General features: G+C 45.2%; 11 protein-coding genes. 2 read left to right on the forward strand and 9 right to left on the reverse strand.

Annotated elements, in window-relative coordinates; translation table 11 throughout:
- Window positions 1-553: 553 nt before the first annotated feature.
- Complete coding sequence (locus tag EO92_RS08950; protein ID WP_048171013.1) at window positions 554-1861, reverse strand: tRNA (N(6)-L-threonylcarbamoyladenosine(37)-C(2))-methylthiotransferase; 1308 nt, start codon at window positions 1859-1861, stop codon at window positions 554-556.
- A gap of 279 nt (window positions 1862-2140) precedes the next feature.
- Entirely contained in the window at window positions 2141-3229 is a 1089-nt protein-coding gene (gene glpX, locus EO92_RS08955) for a class II fructose-bisphosphatase (protein ID WP_048171015.1), read from the reverse strand.
- 375 nt (window positions 3230-3604) lie between these two features.
- Here glpX and EO92_RS08960 point away from each other — a divergent pair, with 375 nt between their 5' ends.
- On the forward strand, window positions 3605-4333 hold the full coding sequence (locus EO92_RS08960; protein WP_048171017.1) for a type 1 glutamine amidotransferase: 729 nt from the start codon (window positions 3605-3607) through the stop codon (window positions 4331-4333).
- Between the two features lie 129 nt (window positions 4334-4462).
- On the opposite strand, the gene cgi121 is transcribed toward EO92_RS08960, so the two are convergent.
- Window positions 4463-4993 carry a KEOPS complex subunit Cgi121 gene (cgi121, locus tag EO92_RS08965; protein ID WP_235283265.1) on the reverse strand — a complete coding sequence of 177 codons (531 nt, stop codon included), beginning with the start codon at window positions 4991-4993 and terminating at the stop codon, window positions 4463-4465.
- A gap of 224 nt (window positions 4994-5217) precedes the next feature.
- On the opposite strand from cgi121, the gene EO92_RS08970 reads away from it, so the two are divergent.
- Entirely contained in the window at window positions 5218-7716 is a 2499-nt protein-coding gene (locus tag EO92_RS08970; protein ID WP_048171113.1) for a PAS domain S-box protein, read from the forward strand.
- Window positions 7717-8201: 485 nt separating this feature from the next.
- On the opposite strand, the gene EO92_RS08975 is transcribed toward EO92_RS08970, so the two are convergent.
- The 6 genes from EO92_RS08975 to EO92_RS09000 all read right to left on the reverse strand — a co-directional run bounded on the left by EO92_RS08975 (window position 8202) and on the right by EO92_RS09000 (window position 15502).
- Window positions 8202-8996 carry a cytochrome b gene (locus EO92_RS08975; RefSeq protein WP_048171018.1) on the reverse strand — a complete coding sequence of 265 codons (795 nt, stop codon included), beginning with the start codon at window positions 8994-8996 and terminating at the stop codon, window positions 8202-8204.
- Window positions 8997-9011: 15 nt separating this feature from the next.
- A complete protein-coding gene (locus EO92_RS08980) occupies window positions 9012-10799 on the reverse strand; it encodes a nickel-dependent hydrogenase large subunit (RefSeq protein ID WP_048171020.1) in 1788 nt (595 codons plus the stop codon).
- Window positions 10800-12041 (reverse strand): hydrogenase small subunit, encoded by a 1242-nt coding sequence (locus tag EO92_RS08985; protein ID WP_048171022.1) that lies wholly within the window; start codon window positions 12039-12041, stop codon window positions 10800-10802. It lies immediately after the preceding gene.
- Between the two features lie 260 nt (window positions 12042-12301).
- Window positions 12302-12787, reverse strand: a complete 486-nt coding sequence (locus tag EO92_RS08990) for a hydrogenase maturation protease (protein ID WP_048162499.1) — start codon at window positions 12785-12787, stop codon at window positions 12302-12304.
- Window positions 12788-12886: 99 nt separating this feature from the next.
- Window positions 12887-13699, reverse strand: a complete 813-nt coding sequence (locus EO92_RS08995) for a formate dehydrogenase subunit gamma (protein ID WP_048171024.1) — start codon at window positions 13697-13699, stop codon at window positions 12887-12889.
- A gap of 15 nt (window positions 13700-13714) precedes the next feature.
- Complete coding sequence (locus tag EO92_RS09000) at window positions 13715-15502, reverse strand: nickel-dependent hydrogenase large subunit (protein WP_048171025.1); 1788 nt, start codon at window positions 15500-15502, stop codon at window positions 13715-13717.

A 15502-nucleotide genomic window follows, 5' to 3' on the forward strand; every position in this document is an offset into this window, starting at 1 on the left:
ATGGAAACAGTACTGAGAAATAACAATACTGACCACAATATTTAACTGAGTTTTATCTGAGAACTTGAGTAACTTTCACAAGTTTTATAAAAAATTTAGACAGATCATATATAAAAAGATATTCATCATGAAATGTTAGATCAACTACCAGCTACTAATTGTCCCACATAATAAGGTCAATTGAGAACGTAATTAATGTAAAAATTTTGAAGAACTCTGAATAAATCAAATTGCGTGAGGTCACCCCATTCTAAACAGGCTGTCCGATAATTCAATTTAAGGGCAAAAACATATGAAGAATAATGCATCTAAAACCTTTAAATCTAAAAAGAAGGACTTATATGGTTACATGAGACAATTTTTGGACTGCATCTGAAGGACGGGGTATTCGTAATCCTCCGCACTCCCGTAGTAATAAAAAGATAAGCAAGTAAAAAACTAAGTAAAGAACAAATAAAAAATGGAAAAAATCAAAGTTACATTGTCACGTCATGCTGCAAGTAACAGGTATATTTCATTTGCTGATATTTTCATTTGCCGATATACCTCACCCTTAACTGATAATCCTTCCAAGGAAATAGCCGGGCTTCGCGCTTGTAATTTCCACTTTCGTGTATTCACCGGGCTTGAGAGTAGATCCGCTAATCACAACAGGACGATAAGAGTCTGTACGTGTGAGGACATCCCCCATTTCCGTGTATTTTGAAACAAAAGCTCTGCCTTTCCAGCCAATCATCTCCTGCTTGGACTTAAGCTTTATCTGCTCGCATACTTTGTGCAGGTCGTGGGAACGCTGCGCGGAAATCCGGGAATCGAGGTTCCGGAAAGAAAAGGCTTTAGTGTGCGGGCGGGGGGAGTATCTGGAAATATTGATCTTTTCCGGGCGGTACTTTTTTACCCATTCTATGGTTTCTTCGGAATCTTCATCGGTTTCATAACAGAAGCCAACAATTATGTCGGTAAAAAGGGAGAGGTCCTCAAAGCGAGCACGGAATTTCGTAATGATTGTGTCCACGGAATCCATTTTATGCAGGCGGTTCATATTTTTCAGGACAGAGTGAGAGGCGGACTGGATCGGGAGATGGAGGAGTTTGAAAACCTTATCAGAGTCAAAGGCATCCACAAGATCGTCCAGGATAGGGAGGACGGAAAAGGGATTCATCATTCCGACCCTCACCTTGAAGTCGCCGGGGATTTCCGAGATCATACGCAGGAGTTCAGGAAGTTTGACGCCTGTATCCATACCGTACTGACTGTCGTCCTGTGAGGTGAGCCAGATTTCCCTGCAGCCCTCTGCAACTGCGGAGCGAATGTCTTTTACAATTTCCTCAGGTGGGAAAGAACGGAGCTTGCCCCTTGCATGCTTTACGATACAGTAAGAGCAGGCGAAATTGCAGCCCTGGGAGATCTGGCAGATATGGATATTTGGATTTGAGCGCTCGCGCGGAACATTAAGGAAGCCGAGAGGCTCGGAAGTCCGCAGTTCCAGATGCTCTCCCCCAGGTAACCCTCCCATTCTCCTCTTTTCGATTGAGGAAAGAAGCTCGCCCAGACGAGAAACCGCATTTACTCCAAGGATATGGGCTTCGGGGTTTGCATGCAGAATGTCTTCAAGCTGGACTTCGGGCATGCAGCCAGAAACAATTACCTGTACACCCTTTTCGCCCATAATGCGGATCTTATAGAGAATCTTCTGTTCTGTTGTGTACTTGACCGTACAGGAGTTGCATATATAGACCTCTGCCTGGCCGGCAGCATCAGGGCTCAATAATTCGTGCCCTAGCCTCTCCACGCTTGCTTTCATAATCTCGGCTGATGCCTGGCTTGCAGAACAACCAAAACTCTCAAGATAGACCTTCATACTCTGCCTTCACGCTTTGATTTAATACTTTGAATTCTTTGACTTAAAATTTTGAATTATTTGACTTAAAACTTTGAATTAATACTTCGACTCGAAATTTTACAGTTTGTCCTGAAATTTAGAACTGAAACTTAGAACTGAAATTTAGAACTGAAATTTAGAACTGAGATTTAGAACTGACATTCATAATCCGCATTTTCTGATTATACCAGAAGATACCTGATTCATACTGGTCCGTGTTTCAAAAAAGGATTAAAAATGAAAATATGAAAAAAGGATTTACAGGTAGAGAGGAGTCTCCCGCTTATCCTTGATATAAATACTGTCTGTGAACCTGACAGCTCCGGATGCACCCATGGAAACCGTGTGTACTCTGGCATCTCCACTGCCGAAGAGGTTGACTTCACGCAGGAAGTGACCCGGAGTTACGGCTGTTGCGGAAAAAATGACATCATTACCTGGAACAAGTTTGTTGGTATCAAGGACATCATTAAGTCTCTCAAAGGTGATCCCCATCTTTTCGAGCCGGGGCATTTTTTCCTCTATTTCTTCATCGATCTTGTCCTTGGGTTTCCCATTTGCAACAGTTGGCAGGACAAGCCTTGCAAGGATTTTTCCACCCAGGATCTTGATTGCAGCAGCTGTCAGGACAGCCTCCCCCGAGCCGCCTGCGCCCATGACCATATGGATACCTGAACCGCGGATAGCAGTTGCAACGCCTGGCATGAGGTCTCCGTCAGTAACCAGCCTTACACGGGCCCCGGCTTCCCGAATTTCTGTAATCTTCTGGACATGCCTGGGGCGGTCGAGGATTACGACAACGAGTTCTTCAACGCTTCTTCCAAGCGCTTTTGCAACAATTTCGAGGTTGTGCCTGACAGGAGCATCAAGGTCGATCCTTTCATCGGGATGGTTCTTTTCATAACGAACGACATCGGGACCGACAACTATCTTGTCCATATAAATATCCGGACCGTGGAAGATCCCTCCCCTTTCAGCCATTGCCATTACTGCAACCGAACCCGGGAAGCCGTCTGCGGTGAGGTTTGTACCTTCCAGGGGGTCGACTGCAATATCAACCTCAAGGTCTCCTATTCCTGTCCCGACCTCTTCCCCGATATAAAGCATAGGAGCTTCGTCTCTTTCTCCTTCCCCTATTTTTATTATGCCCTTCATGTCAAGTTTATTCAGCATCCTTCGCATGGAGGCAACTGCCACCTGATCAGCAAAGTGCTTGTCCCCGCGTCCCATCTGATAGGCTGCGGCAATGGCAGCAGTTTCTGTTACCTGAATAAGCCTTGGAAGTAACTCACATTCAATGGGCCCAGCGCACTCAATCATTTCTTCTACTGTCTTTGGATGAGGCATGATAATCGACTCTTATTTCCTGATTCCTGATAATATCCTGATAATAAAATCCTGTTCTGAATATTCCCTTAATCTGTTAATGTGATCTGTTAACACAATAGTATATTAATATCTATTGGAAGAATCCAGATACAAATATCTCATTAAATGTTTATCGAAGCAAGCCCTGTCGGTAAAATTCCTTGAACTCGTATCCCATTGAACTCGTTTCAAAATCACACTGAACTCGTTTCAAAATCACACCTGTACTTATTCCTGACAAATAAAAAATCCATATAATTAGATTTATATAAAATACCTTATGATTACTGAAAAAACCTCTATATTTAAAACAGGACAACCACTGATTCCACTTCATAACTAAAGTGAAAAAACATGAAAATACATTGCCTCCAGCACCTTAAAAACGAGACCCTTGGAAACATAGGGACCTGGGCAGCTCTAAAAGGGCACAGCCTTACAAAAACTATGCTTTATGAAAAACCTGTCTTTCCTGAGCCTGAAGAGTTCGATATGCTCCTGATAATGGGGGGCACGATGAGTGTTTATCAGGAGAAGGAGTTCCCATGGCTAAGGCCTGAAAAAGAGTTTGTAAAAAAAGTGATAGATACAGGCAAACCTGTGCTTGGGAGCTGTTTTGGAGCACAGATGATCGCAGAGGTTCTGGGTGGAAAGGTTACCAGAAACAGGTTCAAGGAAATAGGCTGGCACAGGGTAAAAGCTCTGGCAGAAGAAAACCTGAACAATGGGAGAGGGATAAGCTCAGAGCTTCCAGCAGGCTTATTTCCCGAATTTACCGCATTCATGTGGCATGGAGACACTTTTGAAATTCCGCCAGGCGCAGTAAGACTTTTCGAAAGCGAAGCCTGTCCGAACCAGGGTTTTATTTACAAAGGAAACATTATCGGGCTGCAGTTTCACCCTGAAGCTGACAGGTGGTGGATAAGAAATATTATCGATGATTCGGGGCATGAGCTTGTTGAAGGAAAGTTCATCCAGTCCGAAAAGGAAATCTATGGGCAGGAAAGCCTTTTTGAAGATTCAAATGATCTTGCTTTTTCCCTGATGGACTGGTTTGAGAAAAAGTGCGAAATTTGGAAGTAAAGGCGAAAAAGTCGAAGTATAAACTAACAGCTGGCTATTAATGAGGAGCTAAAATTATTTGGGCAGGTATGAAGATTAATAAAAATCCTGCTCATTTTAAGAAATCTCTCTCATTTTAAGAAATCTCTCTCATTTTAAGAAATCTGCCAGCGCCACCCTCTCGATCACGAGTTCCGGGATACGTTCTTCTCCTGAAGCTTCTATTTCTGCATCTGTGATTCTGAAGAGAGAAAGAATTCCTTTTCGTTTATAACTGGAATAAGCAAGCAGTTCGGAACATGGTTTTTCTTCAATGAGCTTCCGAATTTCGGAGAAAGCAAGAATTACATCATCCATTTTCCCAAGCAGCACGAAAATCGCATTATTTTCTCCTTCATGCAGCCCTATAGAAAAACTCCTTTCAATCTGCCTCTCTCCGGCTGCATAACGCATGATCTCGATGCCTGGATCTTTTGCTACGTTGCTGCCTGCTGCGACAGCCCTGAGAGCCTTCCCTACTGCAAAATGAAGATGCCTTTCGCCCGCGATCAGGTCAGCATTCAAGCCCTGAATGGTTACTTTGTTTTCGGAAGCGATTGTGGTTATTATTTTAAGAAAACCGGGAAGGTTGGGGATTCTCACCGCTCCACAAATAACCTGGATTTCCCTTTGTATTTCCATACTCCTGCCATATCCCGGGCTTTACAATAAGGATTTCGGTTGGGAAAAATGTATGATAAAATGAGCAGGCACTCCGGATCCTGATATAAAAGCTTTTATTCTTCCAATGTATAGACTTAGTGAGTAATAAAATGAATGAAGTGATTATAAATATATTATAAAATATCATAAAATATTTTGCACATAAGAAGTCAAGAGAACTGAGTTTGTGGGTTTTCGGGAAGGTGTTAAACATAATAAATAAAAAGACTAAGTCTGAGTTCTGTTTCTGTTCGGCTATTCCACCCAATGGCCTTACTGCAGTCTATAAGGAAACAGAAGACAGGACAGAACTTACAGCAGCTTATATTAAAGCAGGATTACAACAAAAAGAACGCTGCATCTGGATTGTCCCGGATCCCGAGAGTGCAGAATTAGCAAAAGATTTGCTTTCAAACTCAGAGTTAGATGTCGAAAGCTGCATAACGAAAGCCAGGCTTAAGATAATTCCCCTGCAGGAAACAGAAGCCCTTTCCGCCAAACAGCCAGAAACTTCAGGGATTTATTTTGATTGGAAAGCAGGGGTTCCGCAGAAAGAGATTATTAAGTTTATTCACACAGGAAACTGGCGATACCTGCGCATCAATCTTGAAGTTAAAACCGTCGGAAAGTCAATTACCAGCTCCCTTAAGGAACTAAGACGTCTCCTTACTGAGAATATGCCTGAAAAGAAAATCAGGCCACTCTTTATGATTAAAGAGGGAGATATTTCCTCAGGGGATGTCTTCGACCTTATAGAAGCCGGGGAGAAATTGGTGATCAAAAAAGATGGGAAATGGAAATTTCTTCGAATAAAGCAAGAAAGTACGGACAAAAAATTTAAGACATTACTTGAGAGTTCAAGTGACTCTATTCTGATACATGATATGAAAGGCAGGGTCATGGAAGCAAACCATATAGCCTGCGAACTTTTCGGATATACACGCAGTAAAATGCTCGGAAAGCACATAAAAGATTTAAGGACTAATATCCACCTGACTGAATTCGGACAACAGATAGAGAAGCTAAAGCAAACAGGATATTTTACTTTTGAAATGGATTCCCTGCGGAGGGACGGCACGGTCACACCCCAGGAAATCAATAACAGGCTAATTGAATACGAAGGAGAAGCAGCCGTAATATCCATAGGGAGGGATATTAGCCAACGCAAACGGACCGAAAAAGCCCTGAAAGATTCCGAAAGAAAATATCGCATGCTTTTTGAAGAGTTTCCCGGAGGAATCGCACAGTTCGACAAGTATGGAACTATCATCGTATGCAACGAAAACTTTGTAAACTTTACAGGAAGTAGTGAGAACGAAAAACTAATTTTCAATTTGTTGAACCCTCCAGAAGAGAAGAAGCCGGAAGAAAAAAGCTTTACATGCCTCCCCGAAGTTCCTATCCATTGCGACATAAAATATATTTCCAGCCTTAAGAACGAAAGTATACCTGGTGAGATAACCTACAAACCTCTTATTTCGGAAAATTCCAGATTTAACGGTGGCATTATTCTTGTGGAAGACCTGACTGAGGTAAAGAGGCTGGAAATTGTACGGCTTCAGCAGAGTGAAGCCCTTAAAAAAATGATAGATTCAATCCCAACGCCTGTATTCTGTAAGGATAAGAACGGAATTTATGTTGCCTGTAATCGGGCTTTTAAAACTTTTATTGGGTTAGAAAAAATAGATATCCTTGGAAAGTCACTATATGATTTTGCCCCCATAGAGATTGCCGAAAAATACCATCCTATGGATAAATCACTGGTAAAACAAGGAAAAAATCAGGTCTACGAGTCCTCTCTTAAATTTGCCGACGGCTCAATGCATCAGGTCATAATCAACAAATTTGTATTCAATGGCCTTATAGAGGAAGACTCCGTGCTCATCGGCATTATGATTGACATAACCGAACGCAAGCAGGCCGAAGAAAAATTGCTTCAGGCAAAAATGGCTGCTGAAACTGCAAACAGAGCGAAAACTACTTTCATTGTCAACATGAGCCACGAACTGAGGACTCCCCTGAACGCGGTTATAGGGTTCTCAGACCTCCTCTTAAGTGAGACTTTCGGGCCCCTTAACGAGAAACAAAAGAGGTATACTGAAAATATTTCAAACAGTGGAGCACATCTTCTTGACGTGATCAATAATGTTCTGGATATCTCAAGGCTTGAGCTGGGAAATATTGAGCTTTATTACGAAACAGTGAACATATCCGGAGTAATTGAAGAAGTTCAGAGAGTGCTTTATCCCATCTCAGCTGAGAAAAATATCAGCATAGAATATAATATTGAGCAGGGACTGAAAACCACAATTGCTGACAGGGTAAAGCTCAAACAGATCCTTTACAACATTTTGAACAATGCAATTAAGTTCTCATCCGAAGGCGGGAAAGTAAACATCACTGCAGAGCTTAAGGAAGACATGATTGAGATCAGTGTAAAGGATGACGGTATCGGCATAAACGAAGATGATTATGAAAGAGTTTTCCAGCCTTTCGTACAGATTGATGAGTCCATATCCAAGAAATATGAAGGAGTAGGGCTTGGGCTTGCACTCGTCAAAAAGTTTGTCGAACTCCACGGAGGAAAGGTATGGGTTAAAGCCAGCCCCGGGAAAGGCAGTACCTTCACCTTCAGAATTCCAAAAAGACCTGAAAACAAAATCCCGGAAAAGGAAGTCACAAATCCTTTACAGATCTTGTAGAACCCTGAAATTGAAAAGGAAAAAGAAACAGTTAGAGAAGAAAGAAAATTAAAGGTAATCGGAGAAAAATGAATAGAATTAGAGGGTAGAAGAAAAATAGGAAAAAATAGAAAAAAATAAAAAAATAAAAAAAGCCGAAGTTTTCATTATGGGCTCCGAATTACCAAACATTTGAGAACAACCTCAACCACAACTAACCCTAGCATCACCACCAAAAAAAGAATAAAAAGGTTGAGGATGATCTGGCCGACTTTTGTCCTGATTGCCGCCAGTTCATGCATATGGATTCCCATATATAAATATGAAAGGGACAGTATATAACCATATGGAAATCACCCTACTTCCAAATAGGTGCGCCTGAAAATCCGGTTAGAAAAGAAGTTTCAGGTCCTTACTCTTTTAGCGATTTACTCTGCACTGTAATTGATTTCTGACACTAATCAGCCATTTATTACTTATTACCACCATTAATGCTCTTCCAGTAATCATTTTTGATCTTTCAGGAATAATTTTGTATCATTTTCTTCAATTACCCTGACAAAATTCCTGTCTGAGAGATTTTCTTTTCCGGACCAGAAGATCGCTTTGTGGTATTTCCATACTTTGGGGTCAAACTCGAGAATCCCAACATGGAGCGTTAGTTCAAGCAGGAACCAGTAAGTTGCAGTCAGGTGAACCAGACGGATAAGGCCCAATGCAGATACACCCAGATAAGGTGCGAAGTATCCGGCAATGGAGATGATCCACTGAGCCACAGGAAGCCCTAAAAGAGACCAGTTAAGGTTGTAAAGCACTATACCTGTGACAGCGATAAAGAAGATTGCCGTGCTTTCGATGATGATAAGTAGCTTGAGCATGGGGTGCAGTTTTGTTATGTAATGCCCTTCTTTTACATCATAGATGGTAAATGCCGGATACTCCCCCCTACCAAAGAAATTAAGGATAATTGCCTTCAGACGTTTTGCATCCTCGACCCCGAAAATGTAGCTTTCAAAAAAATGGTTGAAGCGGATCTTTAGACTGCACGTTCCCGGACACGAAAAGACATTATACGGGACAAGAATCCAGTTTGCGACCAGGAAAAACGGGACTGAAATCATATGAAGGGTGCGGGCTGTATGAAATTCCATGAAATCCCAGCCGAGATAAATTTTAAGCCCGGTAACAACGAGAGTCAGCATAGAGAGCAGGTGGACAAGGTGTGTCACCCGTTCAAGCAACGTATAGCGCTCAACGACCAGACTGTACTCCATACCCGGATTTTCTTTTTGTCCAACCATATCCTCGCCCCCTGATCAGACCACCCTGAACTGCCCTTTTTGCTGCCCTTTGAGGTCAATAGCATGAATCGCACAGGCCAGACAGGGATCGTAAGATCGGGAAGTGTGAAGGATGCTGAGAGGGTTTGTATAATCAACTCCGAGCGCATTTTCTGCAACCGAAATCTTTGAGCCTGAAAGAGCCTGCTCCACGGGGCCCGGAATTCCAGCGGAGTTTCGCGGTGCCATGTTCCAGGTGCTCGGCACAACAGCCTGATAGAGCGTGACTTTTGAGTCCGGCCCTGTTTTTATCCAGTGCCCCAGAGCGCCCCTCGGAGCTTCCCAGAGCCCCATGCCTTCCGAATCCTTTGCCATTGAAAGATCGGTGGGAACCGCAAATTTTCCATTGGAGTCCAAATCCTCGGCCAACCATTTAATGAGTTCGGAGGACACCACCAGGATCTCCTGCATCCGGGCAAGCATGCGCAGGTAGGTATTGGTAATCGGGTAACCCTTTTCCCTGAACATCTCTGCGAGGCCCGTGATAAGAGGATCTTTCATGACAAGCATACGGGAAAGAGGCCCAACCTCGCAGGGGATTCCGTCATAGTGAGGGGCTTTTACCCAGGAATACCGGCTTTCAACTCCCCGAGAATAATCTATTTCATCGGGTTCCGGTTCCGGCTGAGTGGTCCCTTCCAGAGGGGATCGGTCAGACTCGGAGTCCACGTAGAAGGAATGGGCAATACTCTCAGTAATTTTTCTGTGATCGAACTTCTGAAGCTCAAGATTTCCGTTCAAAAAACCCGAAGGAATGACCCGGGAGTCTGGAGGGCTTGTAGGGTCATACCCATCTCCGAGTTCAGGCTTGAAGAAAAGCCCGTAAACAAGATAACCAATCTTTGAGGGGTCACTGTACCCTCCTATCCGGTCAAGTTTCATACTCACAGGAAGCCCCAGGACTTCCTCGCCTATGAGCTCAGAGCCGAAAGCCGCGTACAGCGGGACATCACCCCAGCCTGTCGCATAGGAAAAGTCATTTGAAACGAGAGAAGCAGCCACAAGTTCCTGCAGGCGGTCAACCACGAAACCTACAGCTTTTTGTGGGGAAGAGGCAAACCGGGTGTTTTCGACCCAGGTTTCAGGGGAAACTCCAAGAGCGACGTTCTCTACAAAATCCATAAATTTCCAGTAATAAGCAGCAAGCTGCCCTATATCTGCAGTGGTGGGCCCGTAGGTCACACCTCCGACATGCGCAGCGACAGAATGGGGCATCTTTGCTCCGAAGAGGGAAATAGCTTCATGCAGCCGCCGCTTTTCCCCGAGTGCAGCTACGTACCCGCTTCCAACCGGAATATCAACTCCATCGAGCCTGTAACTGATAGGGGCAAACCTTCCGAGCAGTTCGTCCCAGACAGCTTTTCCGGTATCTCCATAGTTTCCTAAAAGGGTTCTGTATGCGGGGTTTGCAAGATCCGGGCCCCAGAGAACGTAGACGTGAGTTGCGTGACTGGCTATTAGGTTCAAAGACTGGTGGATGTTGCGCATTACAAGAGCATCTTTGGGAACTGCATCCTCAACCCCGAAGAGCTGGTCAAGGGCATTTGCCGCTGCAATGGAGTGGGTAGTCGGGCAGACCCCGCAGATCCTCTGGGTAAGGAGGGCAGCATCCCTGGGATCCTGGTTCTGGAGGAAGCGTTCAAAGCCCCTGAGCATGAGCCCCATACTCTGGGCTTCGGTAACTATCCCTTCCTCATTGACCTGGGTAGTAATCCGGTAGTGCCCTTCAATCCTGGTAAGCTGATCAACCGTAACCTCGACCATTTACTCATCCCCCTGATCTTTTTTTGCAGCCTCACTTTTTTCGTCCCCCTCGCTTTTTTCTTCCCTTTCTTCAGGCTGTTTTCCCTTTTCTTCAGGCTTTTCTTTTATGGCAATTCTCCGGACTGCATGGGCGCCTGCCGCAAGCAGGGAAGCCCCGATGGCAACTTTTGCGACGGTACCAATATTGGTGCCTACAATCCCAACATCTTCAATTTCCTGGAAGAAGGGGCGTGAACTCTCAGGAAAACCCGGAGAGACACATGAAATGCAGGGAGACCCGGACTGAGGGCAGAGACTGTGGTAACCGTTCCAGCGGCGTATAGCACAGTCCGCATGGGTGTATGGAGCCTTGCACCCCAGTTTCCAGAGGCACTTCGGGCCGCTGACCACAGTATCAAACTCCCCTTTGTCATAGTAGCCCCTCCTCGGGCAGTTGTCATGGATGACATGATCCGGAGGGAAAAAGACCTTCGGACGCAGCCATTCGTCAAGCACGTAGGGGAGGTCGTCAGGGACCTTAATTTTCCCGAGCACAACTGCGGCAAGAGTAAGGAGCATCCAGTCCGGATGGGGAGGACAGCCGTTGATATTGATTACCGGTTTTTCAAGCCCGTATTCCGTGAGGATTCCCCTATCCCGGTCCTCCATGGTGAAAGCAACTCCCCTGAAGTCCATAAGGTCCCGGATCTCGCTGTCTGCTGAATTAACTCCGCCATTGGTTGCACACTGCCCCACAGCCACGATGAAAGCAGCATTTTCCGCAGCCCTTCGGAAAATATCCTTGTAGGTATTCCCACCCAGGAAACAGTACTTGCCGGTGCCTTTCGGCCCATTAGCAATTGCTCCTTCGGCAACAAGAATGTACCCTTTTTCCGCAATCACTTCTTCAAAAAGGATCTCGGAATTGAGTTCAGAAGTGCCTTCCATTTTTCCGTCCACGTAAATACCCTGCTGGCCGAGCAGGACTTCGTGGTACGCAAGCCTAAGGTTAAGGCGAGAGAAGGCCTGAAGCACATCAGGCTCACCCCCATTCAACAGAGAGATGGAACAGCCGGTACATTCCCCGCCGTGGACCCAGACAATCCTTGTCTCCGCAAATTCCAGAGCTCGTACAATGTCGCCTCTATAGGTTTGCAAAAAAAAAGATGCACCAAGAGCCCCAACGGCTTTAAGAAAGGTACGCCTATCCATCTTCATGAAATCCAGATTCTTGAACCTGTCAAGATCCCCTTCCCCACTCATTCCACACCCCTCATGTAGAAATAGAATAATTTAGTGCAAAAGATAGTAGATAATATATCATTAATAGCAGACCCAATTGATAAAAAAGTAACTCAAAAAATAAGTACTCCATTATTGATAAGTTGATATTTTCCTGAAAACACTCTGATAATCGAATTTTGCTCTCATAAAAGGAAAGGTACTGAGGAAAAAGAAACCAGGAAGTAAAATAACAAAAACGGAAAGAAGAATTATAAAAAACGGAAAGAAGAATAAAAAATTCAGATAAGCTCAGAGATTTCTTCCCTTATCAGCTTTATTGCTTCATCTACAGCCTTAAGGACTTCAGGACTGATATCCCGGGAGATTTCAGTAGCTAATTCTCCAATCTCTATTCCTATTACCACAATTTCCGGAAGGGACTGCACCTGTTCTCCAATTCTCAACACATCGGTAATTGTGAGATCGTGCACCGAGACCAGTGTGTGCGGCTCAGTGCCCTTTATCAGGTCCCTGCCTTCGATGCGGTGTACTGAACCTGTCCGGCTGCCTGTAAGGACTGCATCAACTATTATGACTTTTCTCGCATCGTCAAGCAGGTTCAGGAGGTCAAGCCCGCAGACCCCCGCATCTGCTATATCGAGGCCTTCAAGCCCTTCAAGTTCCGTTTTTTTAAGGACTTCTATAACTTTCAGGCCGACGCCATCATCGCCCATTAGTGGGCTTCCGCAGCCCAGGATCCTTACAGGAGCATGTAATATAGACATATTTTCACGTTACGAAGTTGAACATCTGTTTTTCATTCTTTTCTAGCAGCTTTCTATGCCTATATTACATTTTTCCCGGACTTTGGAATTCCCCTGGCATTAATCTTTTACGACTTCAGAAGGCGTATCGGACGATTCGTGCCAGATCTCACTGTCAGAAAGTTGTTTTGGTTTGGGTTTTACGATTTCCGCGTAACGGGAATCTGAAAGGTCCTCTTTTCCGGACCAGAAGATTGCTTTGTGATTCTTCCAGACATGCGGGTTAAACTCAAGGATACCCACGTGGACAACGAGTTCAAATACAAAAAAATACGTCATGACCAGGTGGAGAGCCCTGTAAAACTGCAGGGAAGACATATTGAAAGCAGGTGCAACCATGTCTCCTGCCGTAAGGATCCATGACCCTATAGGGAGGCCTAAGAGTGCCCAGTCAAGCCTGTAAATGACAATACCTGAAACGGCAATCACGAAGATAGCGGTGCCTTCGAGCACAATAAGGATCTTCATTAAGGGGTGAAGTTTGGTCTTATAGTGTCCCGACACCTCATCATAAATGGTGAATGCGGGGTACTCACCCTTTCCGAAGAAATTGAGGATTATTGCCTTCAGGCGCTTTGCATCTTCAGGACCGAAGACGTAATGGTCCATGAAATGTGCAATTTTTTCCTGAACCCCACCTTCGCTTGAAGAGAAGATGTTGTACGGAATAAGGATCCAGTTCACTGCAAGCAGAGCAGGAACTGTGATCATGTGAAGGGCGCGGGCATTGTGGAAACTCATAAAGTCCCAGCCTGCGTAGATTTTTAACCCGGTAATGATGAGCACCAGCATTGAAATAGCGTGGATGGTATGGGCCGTCCTGTCAAGGACGGTATACCGCTCAACAACCATCGGGTTGTCTTTGGATTTCATTTATAGGTCATCTCCTTATACTATTCTCAAAGTACGTGGAGTGTTTTTCCCGGTTAGGTCAATGGTATGGACTGCGCATGAAACACACGGGTCATAGGACCTACCGATATGGAGGATGTTAACAGGATTGGTGTAATTGACACCAAGAGCATTGTCTACGGCATTGATTTTTGCCCCAATCAGAGCCTGCTCAAGAGGACCGGGTACGCCTGCACCATCTCTCGGGGAGAGGTTCCAGGTGCTCGGAACTACAGGCTGGTAGGTGATAACCTTAGAGTTGCTGTCAGTGGAAACCCAGTGCCCGAGAGCACCACGTGGAGCTTCCCAGAGACCCATGCCTTCCGAATTCTTTGCCATTGAAAGGTCGGTGTCAACAGCAATCTTGCCGTTAGGGTCGTAATCGACAGTTACCCACTTAAAGAGCTCGTTTGCGAGAATTGCGGTTTCCTGGATACGAGCCATCATTCTTGTGTAAACGTTAGCTGCAGAGTAACCTTTCTCGTTAAAGGCCAGAGCAAGCCCGGTCACGAGCGGCTCTTTAGCTGCAAGCATACGTGCAAGAGGCCCAACCTCACAGGGAGTTCCGTCATATCTCGGAGCCTTATTCCAGGTGTACCTGCTCTCGGAGCCCTGGTCAAAGCGGATTGCCTCAGGATCGGTAAACGGATTGGTTTCACCTTTTGAGGGGTGGAGGTCAGCTGTGTCATCATAGAAGGCGTGAGCAACGCTTTCAGTAATCTTGCTTGCATCAAAATTCTGATATTCGAGGCTTCCGGTCACAACACCTGAAGTCAGGAAGCGGTCTCCTGCAGGGCTGTTCGGATCGTATCCGTCCCCATTCTCAGGTTTGTAGAACCCGCCGTATGAAAGGAAGGCGATCTTTGAGGGGTCGCTGTATCCGCCGATTTTGTCGTGCTTAAGGCTTGCAGGAAGACCAAGCAGAGCTTCTCCAACAAGTTCGGAACCAAAGGCAGCATAAAACTCTGCATCTCCCCAGCCTGCTTCCCTGGAGAAGTCATTTGAGGCTACGGATTTATCAACAAGGCCTTTGAGGTGTTCAACCACGAAGCTTACTGCCTTCTGAGGGGAGCTTGCATTGTAAGTGTTTTCAATCCAGGTCTCGAATGGAACCTTCAAAGTGTAATTCGAAACGAAGTCCATGACCTGAAGATAATAAGAGGAAAGCTTGCCAATATCTGCCACGTTTGGCTTGTAGGTATATCCGCCCGGATAGGATGTAACCTGGTGGGGCATTTTTCCGCCGATTACTGCAATTGCTTCCTGAAGGCGCTTCTTTTCAGGAATTGCTGCAAGGTAGGAAGATCCTACAGGCATGGATTCCCCATCGATCTTGTAGCTGATCGGGGCAAATCTGCCGACCATTTCTTTCCAGACTGCGTTTCCGGTTTCCCCGAGAGGGGTAAGGACATCACGGTATGCAGGGTTTGCAAGGTCAGGGCCCCAGAGTATGTATATGTGGGTTGCATGGCTTGCAATGAAGTTTAAAGCCTGGTTAATGTTCCTTGCTACAAGTGCATCTTTTGGAATTGTATCAGCCACACCGAAGAGCTGGTCAAGGGCGTTGGCGGCTGTGAGGGAATGAGAAGTAGGACATACCCCGCAGATCCTCTGGACAAGAAGGGCTGCATCCCTCGGGTCTTGATTCTGCAGGATGCGTTCAAAGCCTCTGAACATGAGGCAGGAGCTCTGGGCATCAGTTATAACGCCCTCAGCATTTACTTCAGTGGACAGGCGAAGGTGACCTTCAATTCTTGTTAAGGGGTCGACTGTAACGTTTACCAT

It is taken from the genome of Methanosarcina sp. 2.H.A.1B.4, assembly GCF_000979385.1.
GTDB lineage: Archaea > Halobacteriota > Methanosarcinia > Methanosarcinales > Methanosarcinaceae > Methanosarcina.

Bases quoted from the DNA above. Each gene is read 5' to 3' on its own strand.
- EO92_RS08950 (WP_048171013.1), bottom strand. From the start codon at position 1,861: ATGAAGGTCTATCTTGAGAGTTTTGGTTGTTCTGCAAGCCAGGCATCA.
- glpX (WP_048171015.1), bottom strand. From the start codon at position 3,229: ATGCCTCATCCAAAGACAGTAGAAGAAATGATTGAGTGCGCTGGGCCC.
- EO92_RS08960 (WP_048171017.1), top strand. From the start codon at position 3,605: ATGAAAATACATTGCCTCCAGCACCTTAAAAACGAGACCCTTGGAAAC.
- cgi121 (WP_235283265.1), bottom strand. From the start codon at position 4,993: ATGGAAATACAAAGGGAAATCCAGGTTATTTGTGGAGCGGTGAGAATC.
- EO92_RS08975 (WP_048171018.1), bottom strand. From the start codon at position 8,996: ATGGTTGGACAAAAAGAAAATCCGGGTATGGAGTACAGTCTGGTCGTT.
- EO92_RS08980 (WP_048171020.1), bottom strand. From the start codon at position 10,799: ATGGTCGAGGTTACGGTTGATCAGCTTACCAGGATTGAAGGGCACTAC.
- EO92_RS08985 (WP_048171022.1), bottom strand. From the start codon at position 12,041: ATGAGTGGGGAAGGGGATCTTGACAGGTTCAAGAATCTGGATTTCATG.
- EO92_RS08990 (WP_048162499.1), bottom strand. From the start codon at position 12,787: ATGTCTATATTACATGCTCCTGTAAGGATCCTGGGCTGCGGAAGCCCA.
- EO92_RS08995 (WP_048171024.1), bottom strand. From the start codon at position 13,699: ATGAAATCCAAAGACAACCCGATGGTTGTTGAGCGGTATACCGTCCTT.
- EO92_RS09000 (WP_048171025.1), bottom strand. From the start codon at position 15,502: ATGGTAAACGTTACAGTCGACCCCTTAACAAGAATTGAAGGTCACCTT.